The following is a 16,048-nucleotide window of genomic DNA, read 5'->3' on the forward strand; positions in this document are numbered from 1 at the left end:
GTTCTGTAGGCCCGCTTGGCGCGGGCCTTTTCCATGTCCGGCTCCGGGAGGGCCAATGTTCGAGGATCACATGCTGCCGAAGACGCCTGGCGCGATCATCGGCTACCGCAAGTCCGGCCAGCCGATCAGGCTGATCGCCGGAGGTGCTCCGGAAGGCGAAGGCGAAGGCCAGCAGCAGGGCAATCCGCAGAGCGGTGCTCCTGAGGCCGGGGTCACGCCGCCCGCCCAGGAGGCTCCGCCCGCGCCGGACCCGCTCACCAACCTTCGGCAGAAGGACGAGCAGGTCAACCCGGACGCGCTCCGCGTGGACCAGCTCCCGGAGTGGGGCCAGAAGCTGTTCCGCGACCTGCGCAAGGAGGCGGGCGACTACCGCGCCGAGCTGCGCAAGGTTCAGGAGGCGCTGGAGGAGAACAAGCGGTCTCAGGGACCGTCCGCCGAGGAGCTCACTGCGCAGGTCCAGTCCGACCTGGCCAAGCAGATCGGCAAGGCGCTCGGCCTGGTCAGCGAGGAGCAGCAGCAGCTCACCCCGGAGCAGATCATCGAACAGCTCACCGGTGAGCGGGACACGACCGCGAAGGAGCGGGACGAGGAGAAGGAGAGGCACCGCCGCGCGCTGATGGAGCTGGCCGTGCACCGGCAGGGCCTGAAGCTCGGCGCCGACCCCGACGCCCTGCTCGACTCGCGATCGTTCCTGAAGAAGGCCCGTGACCTCGACATCGACGCGCAGGACTTCGCCGCCAAGCTCGGCGAAGTGATCGAACTCGCGGTCACGGAGAACCCGAAGTTCAAGGCTGGCTCCCTGGCGGGGCCGCCCTCTCGCTCGGGGGGTGAGTTCGCCGGCGGGCCTGGCGGACGCGTCACCGGTTCCGAGCCGTCCATCGACGACTTCCGCAAGCAGCGGCAGGCGAAGAAGTCGTCGACGTAGTCGTCAGCGTTACCGCTGACGCTTTATCTCTGGAGATAAGGCCCGATGGCTAACAACTTTCTGACGCCGTCCGTGATCGCGCGGCAGGCGCTCGCCAACCTGTACGAGACCACCGTCATGAGCCAACTCGTTTACAGGGACTACGAAGAGGAGTTCGTGTCGCGCATCGGTGACACGATCACGATCCGCAAGCCCGCCAAATTCGAGGCGAAGAACTTCAATAGGGCGACCGGGATCGAGATCCAGAACGCTACCGAAGGTTCGATCCCGATCACGCTGGACCGGTTCGCCGACGTCTCCTTCGCTGTGACCAGCGAGGAGTTGACGTTGGACATTGTCGACTTCAATCAGCAGCTTCTTGCGCCCGCGTGTGAGGCGATCGCGCAGAAGATCGACCGGGACATCCTGTCGCTGAGGGCCGACGTCGTGCAGAAGGTTGGTCTTGACAGCGAAACGACCGCCGCGTTCAAGTACGCCAACCCGCGTGTGGCCATCGCCGCGCGAAGGGTCCTCAACCAGCGCAACGTGCCCTCCACCGACAGGTATATCGTGGTCGGCCCGGAGCAGGAAGCGCTGTGGCTGGCTGACCCGCTGTTCCACCAGGCGGACACCCGTGGCGACACCGAGGGTCTCCGCGAAGCCAACCTGGGTCGCCGCGTCTTCGGATTCGACAGCTACCAGACTCAAAACATTCGCCAGCCGGAGTTCAAAGCGACTGACCCGGTCGGCGCGACGCTTCCGGATCACGAGATCGGTGTCGCGTTCCACCGGACGGCGTTTGCCCTGGTGACGCGCCCATTGGTGCTTCCGCAGGGTGCCGCGAATGCGCACGTTGAGTCCTACCGCGGCTTTGGGCTGAGGGTGGTCATGGACTACGACATCAAGGCCAAGCAGGACATCGTCTCGATCGACACGCTCTACGGCGTGAAGACGCTCGACGCCGACCGCGCCGTGGTCATCACGACCGGCAAGACGAAGACCAAGGCGTAGGCGGCATGAGCTGGGTGTACCACAACCGGAACACCGGGCAGACGGTGACGCTGGCGGAGCGGGACCCGATCCTGGACTGCTGGCCGAACTGGGAGATCCTGTCCCAGCCCGACGCCCCGGCCGCTCCGCCCATACCGACCGGTCCGGAGCTTGCCACCGCGCAGGCTCCGGCCGGCCCGGCCCCTGTCCTTCCCCCTGGTCCTCCGCCCGAGGGCGCGAACAAGGCCGTGTGGGTGGCGTACGCAGTCATGCGCGGCATGCCGGAGAAGGACGCCAAGGCGCTGAGCAAGGCCGCCCTCGTCGAGGAGTTCGGCCAGGAGGAGGAGAGCGATGGCTAGGGCAAACCTCGCTGTCACGAAGATGACCCGGGCCGGCGTGAACCTCGCTGGGGCGCTCACGCCCGCCGTGGTGGACGGGCATGCGTTCGGTTACTCGGCCAAGCGGCAGCTCCGCATCAAGAACACCTCGACTGGGCCGCGCACGGTGACCGTGGTCATTCCTGGCCAGGTGGAGGGTCAGCCTCTGGGGGACGTGCCGTACGTGCTCGTGGCGGGCGCGGACGTTCTCGTGCCGCCGTTCACGCCGATCTACCGGCAGGGCGACGACACCGTGTGGATCAACTACGACGACCCGGCCGGCGTCCAGGTGTCGGTGTACGAGCTGCCCGCCTAATACAGCGTCAGCGGTTCCGCTGACGCTTCTCATATGTGGAGAGGAGGCTCGTGGTGGTGGTGTACGCAACGGCCGACGACTACGCGGCCTACACCGCCAAGACTGCCCCGGACGGGATCGAGGCGTCGCTGGCCCGCGCCAGTGAGCGGATCGACGAGCTGCTGATCGGCGCGGTGTACGCCACCGACGAGCAGGAGATGCCGACCGACCCGAAGGAGCGGGACGCGATCATGCGTGCGACGTGCGCGCAGGCTGCATGGATGATCGCGACCGGCGACCCGTACGGCGTGGCCAGCGCATTCAAGGACATCCAGATCGGTTCTGTGCGGCTGGGGCGGGCCGGTGGCGGTGAGGCGGGTCCGGCCCGGCACGCGCCGGACGCGTCCCGCATCCTGCATACCGCAGGGTTGCTGCCGGGGTACGCGTTCGACACGACGGCCTGGTGATGCTTGATGCTTCCTGACTGGCTGCTCCGGCATGAGGCCCTGATCGAGCCGTTTCTCGGCGATGGCGCGTACGGGCCGATCTTCGGCGCCGCAGTGACAGCGAAGTGCCTTGTCGATGATGAGCGGCGTCTCGTCCGGGACGCTCAAGGCGCCGAGACCGTCAGCGACACGACGATCTTCTTTCCGCCCGGCACCCGCTGCCCCGAAGGCAGCCGAGTCACCGTCAACGGCAGAGTAACCACGGTCATCGCGTCGTACGCGCGGGACGGTGGCGGGCTGCCCACTCCTGATCACGTAGAGGTGGTGTGCCGCTGATGGGCAAGGCGAACGTGCGCATCAAGGTCGATGTGCGGCTCGATCTCCATCTCGGGCCTGACATCATCGAGCACGAGCTGAACGAGGCGGCCGCGCGTGGCGTGTATCTGGCGTCGGAGCACGTGCTGACCGAGGCGGCTCCCCGTACGCCATGGCGTACGGGCGATCTGCAGAGGTCAGGTGATCCTCGCGAGCGGCCGGGCTCGATCGCCGTGGATGAGGGCAAGCTGAAGGCCGCCCTGGGCTACGACATCGTGTACGCGGCCCGCCAGCACGAAGAGATCACGTGGGAGCACCCGATCCAGGGTGAGCCCAAGTGGCTGGAGAAGACGCTCTATGCCGAGGCGGAAACCGTGCGCGCCATCATCGGCACCCAGATCGAGAGGGCGTTGCGCGGATGAGCGGGACCTTCTCCCGTGACCTGCTGACCGGCCTGGCGGTTCTTCTGGCTGAGGCCGGCGTGGGCCATTGGGATCCGGTGGGCGCGTACACCGCTCGGCAGCGGGCGATCACGCTCGGCGGCCTGCCGAGTAAGCCGGACGAGGCGATCTCGCTGGCCATCTACGGCACGGGCACGGGCGGCGATGACGTCGACCAGTCGGATTCGACGGTGCTGGTGCAGGCGCGGATGCGGACGGCGTCGGATCCGCGCATCGTCGGCGACTACGCCGACCAGGTGTTCGCGGCTCTGCACGGCCGGTCGAATCTCACCCTTTCCACGGGCGTGGTCGTGCTGCTGGTCCGGCGGACGATCGTGGCGGCGCTGGCCCGTGACTCGTCCGGCCGGTGGGAGCGGCCGGACTCGTATGAGCTGATGGTGGTCTGGCCGACGCCGTACCGCGACTAGCTCTGTCCTCCCTTTTCCTTCCGCGCCGTCCCGCTGATGCAGGGCGGCGCTTTCGCATGCACCCGAAGGAGACATCATGCGGAGCCTTCTTGCGCGTGACTGGCGGCTGGATGTGGATACATCCGCGCCGGGCGCAGCCGACCCGATCTGGACCCCGGTCAAGGGCCTGACCAAGTTCGAGCGGAACTCCGACGACAACACCGAGGAAGACGGCGACTTCGACGACGAGGAGGGCTACGGCAGCTCCGTCGTCACCGGGCGGACGTGGCAGATCGATGTCGAGGGTCGCCGCAAGCGGACCGACGACCCGGTGTTTGCTCCGGACCCGGGCCAGGAGAAGATCCGCAAGGCCGGGCAGATCGTCGGCTTCAAGGCCAACATCAAAGTCCGCTGGTACAGGCGTGATGGCGCACCCGACGCCTACCAAGGCGTTTGCACGGTGACCGACTACACCGAGGGCGGCGAGACCACCGACCTGGAACCCTTCAGCTTCACCCTGTTGGGCCAGGGCGCTCCCACCGAGATCACCAACCCGCTGGTGACCCCCTGATGGCGGGTTTTAAGGACCTCGACGAGTTCTTCGACCCGACGCTGAAGCTGCCGGTCGGCGGGAAGACGTACGTCATCCCGCCGCCGTCCGCTGAGGTGGGCCTGCTGTGTCAGCGGCTCATGCACGCCAGCATGGCCGTTCAGGCGGGGCAGGACGTGGACGAGGACGGCCTGAACCAGCTCGCCGAAACCGTCCTCGACGACGACCAGGAGAAGGACCTCTACCAGCGCATCCTTGGCCCGGCCTGGGACGAGTTGCTCGCCGACCAGGTGGTGTGGCCGAAGATTCAGCACATCGGGCAGACGGCGCTGATCTGGGTCGCGGCCGGCCTGGAGGCTGCGGGCAAGCATTGGGAGTCCGGCCCAGCGGGGGAAGCGAAAGCCCCGACTCGGACGGAAGCCTCGGCGGCGAAATCGACCCGATCTCGGGGCTCCGCGACTACTACGACCCGGAAGACGGCCTCTCAGGGCAAGGCAGCCGGGTCACGTGGCACGACCTCCTGACCAGGTGGGCGCTCGTCGAGGCTGATCTCCACAGCGAGTTCGGGATCGACCTCGACGAACCCGGCCTGATGCGTGCCCGGCCGTGGCGATGGTTGCGGGCCCGCATCGCGGGCCTGCTGACCGCTGACACGCGGATCGCTTGGGCGCTCGACCCGGGAGATGACAGCACAGCCCGCCGCAAACGGCGTTGAGCGCCAGCGCCAGCGCTGGTGTGTTGCCGCCTTTCCCCTCGCTTCCCTTGCGATCGCGACCCCGAGAGGTGGCTCATGGGCCTCAACGTGGGCGAACTCTTCGCCACCATCAGCGTCAAGAACCGGTCGCGACCGGACATCAAGCAGTTCAACAACGATCTCGACGAGGCGGCCAAGAAGTCCCACACCAGCCTGGGATCGGTCGCGTCGAACGCGGCCGCGATGAGCGGCCGTCTGACCGCGATGGCGCTGGCCGGGTCGGTCGCCGCGGCTGGGCTCGCGTCGGCCGCTCAGGGCGGTGTCGCGTTGGCGGCGGCGCTCGCCCCCGCGGCCGGGATCGTGGCTGCTCTGCCTGGAGCGCTGGCGCTCGGCGCGGCCGGGATGGCCACGCTCAAGGTTGCCCTATCGGGGGTGGGTGAAGCCTTCGGCCTCGCTCTCAGCAACAACGTCGTGGACTTCCAGGATTCCCTGGTCAAGCTGTCCCCGGCCGCGAGGGCGGTCGCGTGGGAACTGCGCTCGGTCAAGCCAGCGATCGATGGGCTGAAGTCGTCGGTGCAGGACGCCTTCTTCCAGCCGCTGGCCGGCCACATCCGGGCGGTCGCTGACGCGCTGATCGGGCCTCTCCGGTCCGGTATGCAGGGCGTTGCGCGGGAGTTCGGTCTTGCTGGCGCTGAGGTGGCGCGGTTCGCCTCCTCGTCGGCGTCGGCGTCCGCCCTGTCGTCGGTCTTCGGGGCGCTGCGGTCGGCCGTCGCGGCGATTCAGCCTGCGATCCAGCCCGTGCTGGCAGGGTTCCGTGATTTGGCCGTGGTTGGAGCGCAGTGGTCGTCCGGGCTGGTGCCGGGGATCGCGTCCGCTGCCCAGCGGTTCGGTGAGTTCCTGTCGAGCGCGGCCGAGTCGGGGCGTGCGCTGGGCTGGATGAACGGCGCTCTGGAGGTGTTTCGGCAGCTCGGCGGGGTCCTGACCAACGTGATCGGCATTGTGAAGGCTGTTTTCGCCGCGATGCAGACCGGCGGAAGCAACGCGCTCGGCGTCGTGGGTCAGCTGCTGTCCAAGATCAACGAATTCCTGAACTCGGCGCAGGGCCAACAGATCCTGGTCACGATCTTCCAGAGTCTGAACCAGGTCGGGTCCGCCCTGATGCCGATCTTCGTGGCACTGGGCGGCGCGGTCGCGCAGATCGCGCCCCACATCGCCAACATCGCGGTAGCCCTGGGACCGGGGCTAGCAGCCGCCGTTTCGGCCCTGGGACCGGCCCTGGCGGCGCTCGGACCTGGACTGACCGTGGTCGCGGAGATGCTCGCGAAGGCCTTCGCCTCGCCTGAGCTGCAGGCCGGACTGCTCGCGCTCGGTCAAGGACTGTCGGCGGCGCTCGCCGCGGTGGCGCCTCTGCTGCCGGTTGTGGCGCAGCTCGCGGGCATCGTGGGTCAGGTCCTGGGGATCGCCCTGCAGAATCTTTCGGCCGTGCTCGGGCCAGTGATCATGGCGCTGGCAGATGCCCTGCAACCCGCCCTTGTGGCCGTTTCGGGCGCTTTGTCCCAGCTCGGACCGCTGATGCAGCCCGTTTATGCCGCCTTCGGGCAGATCGCGGCCGCGGTCGTGCAGCAGGTCCTTCCGCCGTTCCTTCAGCTGATCCCTTCGCTGCTAAATGGGCTGGTTCCTGCCTTTGTCGAACTGGCTCGGGCGATGCTGCCCGTTCTTCCGATTTTGACCGATTTGGCAGTCATGGTCATTCAGCAGGTGCTCCCTGCCCTGATCCCGATCCTGCCATGGCTGACCAAGATCGGAGTCGGGTTCGCGCAGCTCGGCGTCAAGGTGGCCCAGATCGTCACCCAGATCAAGCCGCTGATCGAAAAGGGAGTCGCGATCTTCCAGTGGATGTACGACATCCTCGTCGGGCATTCGATCATCCCGGACATGGTCGAGGCGATCGGCAGGTGGATCGGCACGACCTTGGTCGGTTGGTTTCGCGACCTGCCGGGCCGGATCAAGTCCGCCGTGTCGGGGATCGGCTCAACCATGGCGGGCATCGCGCAGGACGTGGTGTCCGGATTCTGGGGCAAGCTCCAATCCCTGGCCGGAGATCTCTACAACAAGATCTCCGGCTTCTTCCGCAACATCGTCGAAAGCGCGAAGAACGCCCTCGGCATCCACTCCCCATCCCGCGTGTTCGCGTGGGTGGGCAGCATGATCCCCGCTGGCATGGCCAAGGGCATCACCCAAGGCGCGGGCCTGGTCACGTCGTCGCTGCGGAAGGTCGCCGCGATGGCGGCCTCAACCGCGATGCCGACCCTGTCGCCGGGGATCGACGTCCCGAACGGGCCCGCGGGTGGCGGCCTGGCCAGCGGTCGGACCGTGATCCATCAGACGAACTACTACCCGCAAGCCGAACCGACCAGCACGAGCGTCAACCGTGGGCTCCAGCTCGCGGGCGCACTGGGGGTGATCTAGATGCCGTCGTACTCGCTGGACGGGGTTGCGCTGGATCACCCCGCGGGCTGCTGGAAGCTCAAGCGGGGCACGCAGCGGCGCCCGCTGCCGGGCGCTCGCGCTGTGCGCGTCTCGGTCACGGGCCGCGCCGGTGAGCTCCCGATCGTCGGTCTCGACCACGAGGCGACGTCGTTCTCGCTGACGTTCGTGGTGACGGGCGCGACCCCGGCCGGCGCGGACGGGGGCTTCCAGCAGTTGGAAACCAACCTGGAGGCGTTGACGGCGCTCCTCGGGGTCCGCAACCGGCTCATGAGCTTGCGCTACCAGGCGGGCTCGATCGTGCGCGTCGCCGACGTGACGATCACGGCTGCGTCCGAGCCGGAGGTCAACACCGGTGCCGCCCGCGCCCGGCTGACGGTGGTGGTCGAGGTGCCGGGCGTGTACTGGCGAGACGAGGCAGTCACCACCTGGGCGGGGAACGCGAACGCCTCCAACCAGGCGGTGGCCACCCTCGCAGGCTCGACAGCTCCGATCACGGATGCGCTGCTGCGCGTCACCGGGCCAGCGACGAACATCGCGATCACAGACGTAGCCACGCAGGGTGCAGTCGGCCTGCTCACCTCCGGCAGCAACGCAATCACCGCGTCGGAGCGCCTGCTGATCGACGCCGCGGCGATGCGCGCCGCGGTGGTCACCACGGACACGTGGGACCTGGCCACGGGCACAGACAAGACTGGCGTGATCAGTGTGTTCGGGCCGGGATCGGCATCGAGGTGGATCCATTTGACGTCGGCGATGGCCGTGGGCGATCCGTTCTCCCGCGCGGTGCTGATTTCGTGCACTGCGACCGGCACCACTGCAGCGTCAAAGCTCGAAGTCCGGGCCCGCCGCGCCTATCTCTAAATCCGAAAGGGGAACCCGATGACAGACCAGTCGCTCACCGAGCCCGTACCTCCGCATCAGCACCCCGAATTCTGGTCCATCGGCCAGATGGGCGCAGCCCAGTCCGTACCCGTGTGGGCGGTCAACAGCTCGATCGACCCCGCGTCGATCCCGAAGCTCTTCGCGGTCCGGCTCACCATCCCACCCGATACTCCGATCACGAAGATCGTGATCGGTGCGCTGATGGACTCGACTTCGCCGGAGGGCCTCTGGTCCGCCACCTTGTACGACGGCCTGAGCCTGCTGCCGATCGCCACGGCGGCGCGCAACCAGTTCACGGCCCGCGCTTCCAAGCACGAGCGTCCGATCACCCCGACGATCCCAGCGAGCGACATCGCACGGCACGTGTGGGCCATGCTCGCGATCACGACCACCACGGCCAGCCTCGCCGTGGCCAATACCGTGGGCACCCAGCGATTCCTGGACGGCCTGTGCTACAGCACCAGCACCTACGACCGGCCGCCTGCGCGGTTCGACGACCGTGTCGGATGGCAGATGGAGCCGAGAATCCCGCTGGTCGCGCTCGCGTAGTCAACGGCTGGAGGAGGGGCGATGCCTTTTGACCTCCGCCTCGTTGCCTACGACCCTAACGGCAGCAGGCGCGGCCTCCTGCCGCATCCGCTCCAGATCGAGGTGGCGTTCCCGCTGAACGACCTGCCCGCACTGAAGTTCTCCTACAGCAAGCGGGCGGTCGGCGCCGATCTGATCGCCACGCCATGCGAGATCGGTGTGCAGTGGTCAGCGGACGGCAACTCCTGGACGGAGTACCCCGAGGGGCGGTTCCTGCTGATTCACCGCGCAGGCGATCAGATAGACCAGCAGTCGGTATGGCAGTTCGACTGCCCCAGCTACCTGTGGACCCTGCGAAAGGCGGTCACCTTCGCGCACGCGTCGATCCCGCCGACAAACGGGCAGAGAGTCTTCAGCTCGTCGGCCTCGGGCGGCTTCATCTTGCACACGCTGATGACCGAGGCGCAGGCCCGCGGCGCTCTCAGCAGTTTCACGTGGACGTTCACCGGCAGCATCGACACGGCCTCCGCCTCCTGGTCCCCGTTCATGGGCATGGGCATCCCGCTGGGTACCGATCTGCTGTCGGTGCTGCTGCGGCTCGTCGAGTACGGGCTGCTCGACTTCCGGCTCAGCGGCGCCCGGCAGCTCTCGGCGTGGAAGCCGAACACTGGCGCTCTGCGCGACCTGACCACGGGCGCCTCCCCGGTCATTCTGCGCGCCGGCCGCGACATCACAGCCGCGCCGGATGTCGGCACGCTACAGGACCTGGCGTCGGCTGCGTATGTGGTCGGCGACAACGACGTCCGCCAGGAGGTCGTCAGCGTCTCGCCTTCGCTGCCGTGGGGACGGTGGGAGATCGGCATGCGACAGCCAGGTATCACGGACACCACCGCGGCGCATACGGCCGGCACGGCCGCGCTGGTGACAGCCATCGCCGAGCGGGTGCAGCGCACTCGCGAGATCACCATGTACGAGGCGCGGTGGCTGCCGCTGCGGGATTACCGTCCGGGGGACCTGATCCTGGCTCCCGGCAACGACGGCGTGCTTCAGCCGCTGCGCATCCGACAGGTCACATTGACCCGGACCATGCGCGGCGTTGTCTCTGGGAACCTCGTCCTTTCCGACAGGTTCGAGGACCAGGACCTGCGGATGACGCGGCTGCTCGCCGCGCTCGCCGCCCGACCCTGACCGCCCTCGCGCTTCATCACGCCCACAGACGCAACGACACATCGGGGGATCTGTGCAGGTTATCGTCCCTGGCCAGGCCGAGCGGTATGCGCTGCGGCTCGTGGCCTACAACCCGAACGGGCCCCGGCTCGGCACGCTGCCGCACCACTTCGGGTTCGAGGTCGGGGCGCCGCTCAACGACGTGCCATCGCTCAAGCTCTCCTATCCAGCGGCCGGCGTCGGCGCGGAGTGGCTGGCCGCGCCGGTGGAGATCGCGGTCGAGTACGCCATCGACGGCGGCCAGTGGCAGGAGCCGGATGGCTGCCGGTTCCTGCGGATCAAGAGGGGTGCAGACGCGACCGACCAGGGCGGGACACGCACGTACGACTGTCCGGCCTGGTCATGGCAGCTCCGCAAGCTGGTCATGTACGCGGGCGGCGTCATGGTCGAGGGCAAGCGCCAGTTCTCGGCGGTTACGCCGGGTGCGCTGCTCCGCACCATCGTGCAGGAGGGGAAGGCCCGCGGCGCGCTGCCCGGCCTGGTCATCGACTTCACCTCCACTCATGACAGCGCCGGGCTGGCTTGGGACACGACCAGGCTGCTCACGGTGGAGCTGGAGCCCGGCATCGATCTGATGACCCTCCTCATCAACCTCAGCGAGCAGGGTGTGCTCGACTGGACGATGTCCGGCCGGACCCTGCGCGTCTATCGCGAGGGCAGCACCCTTGGCCGCCAGCTCGGCACCGGGGGCAGCCCTGTCGAGCTGAGGCTTGGCCGCGACATCGACGAGGCGCCCGACAGCGCCACGCTGGAGGACCTCGCCACAGCGATCCTCGTCAGGGGAGAGAAGGGCCTAGCCGTCGAGGTCACCAACCCCTCGGCGGTCTCGCCGTGGGGCCGGTGGGAGACCACCCAGTCGCAGGGCGGCGTCAGCGATCGGGGCACGGCGATCCTCCTCGGACAGAACGCGCTCGAGCGCGCTTCCCGGGAGCGTGCGCAGCTCACACGAGGAATTCGCGTCGAGGCTGCCCGGTTCCTGCCGTTTGCGCACTACCGGCCGGGCGACTTCATCAAGGCGCCGGGCGACGGCGGGCAGATGCAGGCTTTGCGTGTGCGGCAGATCACGCTGTCCGTCGATGGAGGCGGGGCGCTGTCTGGCAACTTGGTGCTCAACGACAGATTCATCGAACGCGAGATCAAGTTGGCGCGGCAGGCGGCCGGGATTCTGGCTGGCGGCGTCGGCTCCGGAGGAACCGGCGGCACGCCCGCGCCGGAGCCTGGCGGCCGAGCACCGGCCGCCCCGCAGGGCCTGGTCGTGGACGTGGCAGCGTACATCGACGCGTCGGGCACCGCGCAGGGCCAGATCACCGAGACCTGGTCGCCGGTGGTCGCCGACCCCGCGGGGGTCGCGATTGAGGTCGATGCGTACGAGGTGTACGCGAGGGAGAACACACCGGGCGGCATCTGGCATCAGGTTTCCACTGTCGATGGCGGGACCACCACGGCGTCGTACTCGCCTCTGCGGGTCAATGTCGAGCACGCCTTCAAGGTTCGCGCTGTCAGCGACGGGAGGAAGGGCGCGTTCTCGGCCGAGATCATCGTGCTCATCCCGGACGACACCACCCCACCCCCTGCGCCGTCTACGCCGACCGTGACCACGCGGCTCGGCATGATCCACGTCGCGTGGGACGGCCTCGGCGCGGCCGGGGAGGATATGCCGTCAGACCTCGACCGTGTTCAGGTGTGGATGGCGGACCCGCTCGCGGCTGGAAGTGCCCGTGTCGTGGACTCCATGCGCGTGATGGAGACGGTCGTCGTCGGCGGCCAGCCGTACGGCGTGGACCGCGAAATCTGGCTGACCGCCGTGGACCGCAGCGGCAACAACTCGGGTCAGTCGGGGCACGTCACCGTCTCCACGCAGCCGCTCGTGGACACCGACCTCATCGGAAAAGTCATCTCGGGCGCGAACATCGTCAACGGGACGGTGAACGCCGCCGACGCCGTGATCGCCAACACGATCACCGGTGCCCTGGTACAGGCCCTCGCGATCGACACGCCCCACCTGCGCGCCAACGCCGTCACGGCGGACCAGCTCGCGGCCGGCTCGGTCACTGCGGGCAAGCTCCAAGCGATCCTGACCCTGTCCACACGTGTCATCGCGGGCAATGCCAGCGGCGCCCGTGTGGAGCTCAACTCAACAGGGCTACGCGGATTCAACGCCTCAGGCACGGAGACGATCAGCCTGACCAACACGGGAACGTTCACACTACGCACCGCAGCGTCAGGCCCTCGTGTTCAGCTCGACAACACCGGGCTGAAGGCGTTCAACGCATCTGGTCAGCAGACCGTGGATATCTCGTCCGCGACGGGGACGGCCACACTCATCGGCCAACTGAGTTCAGGGCCTTCTGGGCGTCGAATCGTCGTCTCCCCGGACGGGGCCTCCGATCCGGAGATCCGCTTCTACGACGACAACGGCTCATCTTACTGCCGGATCGTTGTCCCGCCCCGAGGCGAACGGACCACCCTGCAGCTCCATTCGTCCACCCAATGGCTGAGCAAGTCTCGTCTCGATATCTCCGAGTCAGAGTTTCTGCTCTGGCACACGGACGACGCAGGCGCTGCTACCTACGTGTCCGGTACTCAAAACCACATCAATCTAGTCACCCCACACGGCTCAACGCTCTTGCTCAACTGGGATGGCCAAGCCACCCTGTCGGGTACCAACATCTCGATCAACACCAGCAACGGAACGATCTGGCTGTTCGGCAACCCGGTCCGGGTCGAAGGCTCCCTCTTGGTGAACGGCAACTCCAAGACGTTCATCATCGATCACCCCATGCGGGATGACTCCTACCTCGTCCACGCCACGACGGAGAGCCCGCACAACGGGGTCGAATACTGGGGCGAAGCCGTTCTGGACGAGCATGGCAAGGCCGTTGTGGAGCTGCCTGGCTACTTCGAGGCGCTCACTGCGAAGCGGGACAGGGTCGTCCTGGTCACGCCGCTGACTGGCGGTGGGCTGATCACGGCCAGCCGTCCTGCCGGTGGGTGCTTCACTCTCGATGGCCCGCCCGGCACTGAGGTGTCTTGGCTGGTCAAGGCCGTACGGGCGGACATTCCGCCGTTGATGGTCGAGCCACGCCGTGAGCAAGTCGACGTGCATGGCGACGGGCCGTACCGCTACTACACGATCAAGGAATCTCATGGATAACCAGCAGTCTCTCCCCGTTCCCCTGGACGGATTTGCCCAGGCTGTCACCGCCCAACGGAACACCGCGCTGGACGAGGCCGCTCAGTGGCGGGCCGTCGCAGAGCAGGCCATCGCGGAGCGGGATCAGCTCCGCGCCCGGCTCGCCGACCGCGAGCAGCCATCCGCTGACGCGTGACCTCCACTTGTCTTGATCGCCCCTGATGGGAGACACCTGATGCTGCTTTACATCCCGCCCGACACCGACATGGAGCTGCCGATCGGTGACGACCCGCAGGGCGGGCCGGGCCCGGACGTGGCGAAGGTCGATGCGGCGGCAACGCTGTTCTACAAGTACGGCCACGCCGGGGTGCGCGGCATCTACGCGGGCGGCCAGACGGTGATCCGCAGCGACCGGACGTGGCTGGTGTGTGTGCGCGACACCTCCGGCCCGGCGCCGGCGTGGGTGCTGTACGCCGTCGTGGACCGGCCGACCGGGCTCACCGGTTACAAGACGGAGCCAGTGTCGGCCGTGGAGTTCGCCCATGGGCTCACCACCCGAGGGCGGACCGTGGTGGTACGCAAGTACGACGACTGGGAGATCACCTACGACCTGGGCGCCGAGTCGGTGCCGCTGTGACCAGTGAGGAGGTGCCGAACCTGGCACTCGCCTTGTCGGAGCTGCGGCGCCTGGTCGAGGTCGGGTTCGAGAAGAACAACGGCCTGACGCAGCTCATCTTGCAGCGCCTGGAACAGGCCGACGACCGGCATGCCGAGCTGGTGCAGCGGGTCGAGCAGGACCGGGCGGCGGCCGACATCCGGCATGCAGCGCTGGAGGCGCGTCTTGACGCCGTCGAGCGTGAGGCGGTGACGCGCACGCAACTTACCGACCGGACCAAGCAGATCATCGCCGTCGTCGGCGTGCTTGTGACCGTGGCCAGCGCCGTCATCGCGCTGATCAGCCTGACCCGAGGCTGACCCCGTTGACCGTGTTTCCCATCGAGGACGGCGTGTTTGTCGTGCCCGCTGTGCTCCCTATGCGCCTGTCCAACGCGGACTTGAAGCTCACCGTGGCGGACTGGCTTGGCCTCAACACTCTCAAGGAGGACGTGATGCCTGACGACGAGCTGCCGCCGCGGCCGTGGATGGACGCGGACGTTACCGAGCTGGATCCCGATCAGTCGTGGCTGCCGCAGGAGCCGGGGTCGGCCGTCGAGGACGAGAGCCCCGACGACGAGGAGAAGGGGGCGGATGGTGGCGAAGAAGCCTGAGGACGCGCTGCTCGACGTCGTCCGCTCGCAGCTCGGCTACACCGAGAGCGGGTCGGGCTGGACGAAGTTCGGCGCGTGGTGGGGCAAGCGGCACGGCAAGACGGAGGATTGGGCGCTGGCGCCGTGGTGCGACATGTTCATCTCGTGGGCGGCCGATCAGGTGGGCGTGTCCGCGGTGGTGGGCGATTCGGCGTGGACGGTTGGGCACGCGCAGTGGTTCAAGGCCCGCGACCGCTGGGGGCGCGTCCCGCGCAAGGGCGCCATCGTGTTCTTCGACTGGGCCGGCTCGAAGTCGATCCCGGCGATCGACCACGTCGGCATCGTGGAGGCCGTCCGCTCGAACGGCACGGTGGTGACGATCGAGGGCAACACCTCCAACCAGGTCAAGCGCCGCGAACGTTCCATGAGCGTGATCGCGGGCTTCGGCTACCCGGCCTACTCGAGCAAGCCCGTACCCAAGCCTGAGGTGTCCTGGACGGAGGAGATCGTGAAGACCCTGCCCCTACTGCGCCGCGGCTCGCGCGGCTACGACGTCAAGACGTTGTTCTACCTGCTGCACGCACGCGGCATGGGCCTGAATGGCAACATCGACGACACCGTGTTCGGCGAGCCGCTGGACGAGGCGCTGCGCCGCTTCCAGACGGAGGCCGGGCTGAAGGTGGACGGCGAGTGCGGCCCGAAGACTTGGCCCGCGCTTCTGCGCGTGGACTGATCGCTCGCGCCTACTGATCTTGGTGGCCTACCCGTCCGGGTGGGCCTTTCGCATGTCGAACCCCTTTTGGAGGAAACCATGCATGGAGAGCCCGTGGCCTACGGCAAGCCGGTCGAGCGGAAGGTGACCGCCGCGACGGCGGGCTCCTACCTTGGACTTCTGGCGGTCCTGACCGTCCTGCAGGCGGTCAACGCCGACCTGGACCTCATCGCGTTTCTGCCCGACTGGGTGGAGTCGCTGGCGATTCCACTGCTGCCTGGCCTGATCACGTACGTGTCCGGTTACAAGGCCAAGCACACCGCGAGGCCCGACCTGCCGCTCGACCAGCGGTAGCCGCAGATCACAAAGAGGCCCTGCCGTCCTTCGGGACGGCAGGGCCTCTTTCGCGTT

21 protein-coding genes are annotated in these 16,048 nt (G+C 67.7%); all 21 read left to right on the forward strand.

The annotated features are described in order from the left end of the window. Nucleotides 1–55: 55 nt before the first annotated feature. The 21 genes from ABN273_RS16110 (at nt 56) to ABN273_RS16210 (ending at nt 15,991) form a co-directional block, all read left to right on the forward strand. Nucleotides 56–925, forward strand: coding sequence for a hypothetical protein (locus ABN273_RS16110; protein WP_349449630.1), 870 nt, complete (start codon nt 56–58; stop codon nt 923–925). A 45-nt stretch (nt 926–970) separates the two neighbouring features. Further along, nucleotides 971–1,915: a major capsid protein gene (locus tag ABN273_RS16115; protein ID WP_349449631.1), complete on the forward strand. Its 945-nt coding sequence runs from the start codon at nt 971–973 to the stop codon at nt 1,913–1,915. A 5-nt stretch (nt 1,916–1,920) separates the two neighbouring features. Continuing rightward, a complete protein-coding gene (locus ABN273_RS16120) occupies nt 1,921–2,253 on the forward strand; it encodes a hypothetical protein (protein WP_349449632.1) in 333 nt (110 codons plus the stop codon). Then, nucleotides 2,246–2,587, forward strand: a complete 342-nt coding sequence (locus tag ABN273_RS16125) for a hypothetical protein (protein ID WP_349449634.1) — start codon at nt 2,246–2,248, stop codon at nt 2,585–2,587. The genes ABN273_RS16120 and ABN273_RS16125 overlap by 8 nt, the downstream gene beginning before the upstream one ends. Nucleotides 2,588–2,640: 53 nt before the next feature. Then, entirely contained in the window at nt 2,641–3,033 is a 393-nt protein-coding gene (locus tag ABN273_RS16130; protein WP_349449635.1) for a hypothetical protein, read from the forward strand. Between the two features lie 6 nt (nt 3,034–3,039). After that, entirely contained in the window at nt 3,040–3,348 is a 309-nt protein-coding gene (locus ABN273_RS16135) for a hypothetical protein (protein ID WP_349449636.1), read from the forward strand. Further along, nucleotides 3,348–3,749: a hypothetical protein gene (locus tag ABN273_RS16140; RefSeq protein ID WP_349449637.1), complete on the forward strand. Its 402-nt coding sequence runs from the start codon at nt 3,348–3,350 to the stop codon at nt 3,747–3,749. The genes ABN273_RS16135 and ABN273_RS16140 overlap by 1 nt, the downstream gene beginning before the upstream one ends. Beyond that, complete coding sequence (locus ABN273_RS16145; protein WP_349449638.1) at nt 3,746–4,195, forward strand: minor capsid protein; 450 nt, start codon at nt 3,746–3,748, stop codon at nt 4,193–4,195. Before ABN273_RS16140 ends, ABN273_RS16145 begins: the two co-directional genes overlap by 4 nt. Nucleotides 4,196–4,271: 76 nt before the next feature. Continuing rightward, nucleotides 4,272–4,745, forward strand: coding sequence for a phage tail tube protein (locus tag ABN273_RS16150; RefSeq protein ID WP_349449639.1), 474 nt, complete (start codon nt 4,272–4,274; stop codon nt 4,743–4,745). After that, nucleotides 4,745–5,248 carry a DUF7426 family protein gene (locus ABN273_RS16155; protein ID WP_349449640.1) on the forward strand — a complete coding sequence of 168 codons (504 nt, stop codon included), beginning with the start codon at nt 4,745–4,747 and terminating at the stop codon, nt 5,246–5,248. Before ABN273_RS16150 ends, ABN273_RS16155 begins: the two co-directional genes overlap by 1 nt. A gap of 266 nt (nt 5,249–5,514) precedes the next feature. Further along, entirely contained in the window at nt 5,515–7,887 is a 2,373-nt protein-coding gene (locus ABN273_RS16160) for a phage tail protein (RefSeq protein WP_349449642.1), read from the forward strand. Continuing rightward, on the forward strand, nt 7,888–8,769 hold the full coding sequence (locus tag ABN273_RS16165; RefSeq protein WP_349449643.1) for a hypothetical protein: 882 nt from the start codon (nt 7,888–7,890) through the stop codon (nt 8,767–8,769). It abuts the gene before it with no gap. Between the two features lie 18 nt (nt 8,770–8,787). Further along, a complete protein-coding gene (locus ABN273_RS16170; RefSeq protein WP_349449645.1) occupies nt 8,788–9,339 on the forward strand; it encodes a hypothetical protein in 552 nt (183 codons plus the stop codon). 21 nt (nt 9,340–9,360) lie between these two features. Continuing rightward, on the forward strand, nt 9,361–10,506 hold the full coding sequence (locus ABN273_RS16175) for a hypothetical protein (RefSeq protein WP_349449646.1): 1,146 nt from the start codon (nt 9,361–9,363) through the stop codon (nt 10,504–10,506). A 52-nt stretch (nt 10,507–10,558) separates the two neighbouring features. Next, complete coding sequence (locus tag ABN273_RS16180; RefSeq protein ID WP_349449648.1) at nt 10,559–13,699, forward strand: phage tail protein; 3,141 nt, start codon at nt 10,559–10,561, stop codon at nt 13,697–13,699. Beyond that, nucleotides 13,692–13,874 (forward strand): hypothetical protein, encoded by a 183-nt coding sequence (locus tag ABN273_RS16185; protein WP_349449649.1) that lies wholly within the window; start codon nt 13,692–13,694, stop codon nt 13,872–13,874. The genes ABN273_RS16180 and ABN273_RS16185 overlap by 8 nt, the downstream gene beginning before the upstream one ends. A 39-nt stretch (nt 13,875–13,913) precedes the next feature. Next, nucleotides 13,914–14,315: a hypothetical protein gene (locus tag ABN273_RS16190; RefSeq protein WP_349449650.1), complete on the forward strand. Its 402-nt coding sequence runs from the start codon at nt 13,914–13,916 to the stop codon at nt 14,313–14,315. After that, complete coding sequence (locus ABN273_RS16195) at nt 14,312–14,653, forward strand: hypothetical protein (protein WP_349449651.1); 342 nt, start codon at nt 14,312–14,314, stop codon at nt 14,651–14,653. Before ABN273_RS16190 ends, ABN273_RS16195 begins: the two co-directional genes overlap by 4 nt. A gap of 5 nt (nt 14,654–14,658) precedes the next feature. Beyond that, a complete protein-coding gene (locus tag ABN273_RS16200; RefSeq protein WP_349449652.1) occupies nt 14,659–14,946 on the forward strand; it encodes a hypothetical protein in 288 nt (95 codons plus the stop codon). After that, complete coding sequence (locus tag ABN273_RS16205; protein ID WP_349449653.1) at nt 14,927–15,658, forward strand: CHAP domain-containing protein; 732 nt, start codon at nt 14,927–14,929, stop codon at nt 15,656–15,658. The genes ABN273_RS16200 and ABN273_RS16205 overlap by 20 nt, the downstream gene beginning before the upstream one ends. Before the next feature lie 78 nt (nt 15,659–15,736). After that, nucleotides 15,737–15,991 carry a hypothetical protein gene (locus ABN273_RS16210; protein WP_349449654.1) on the forward strand — a complete coding sequence of 85 codons (255 nt, stop codon included), beginning with the start codon at nt 15,737–15,739 and terminating at the stop codon, nt 15,989–15,991. Nucleotides 15,992–16,048 lie beyond the last annotated feature (57 nt).

The sequence above is a fragment of the Nonomuraea sp. B19D2 genome (assembly GCF_040137845.1).
Taxonomy (GTDB): domain Bacteria; phylum Actinomycetota; class Actinomycetes; order Streptosporangiales; family Streptosporangiaceae; genus Nonomuraea.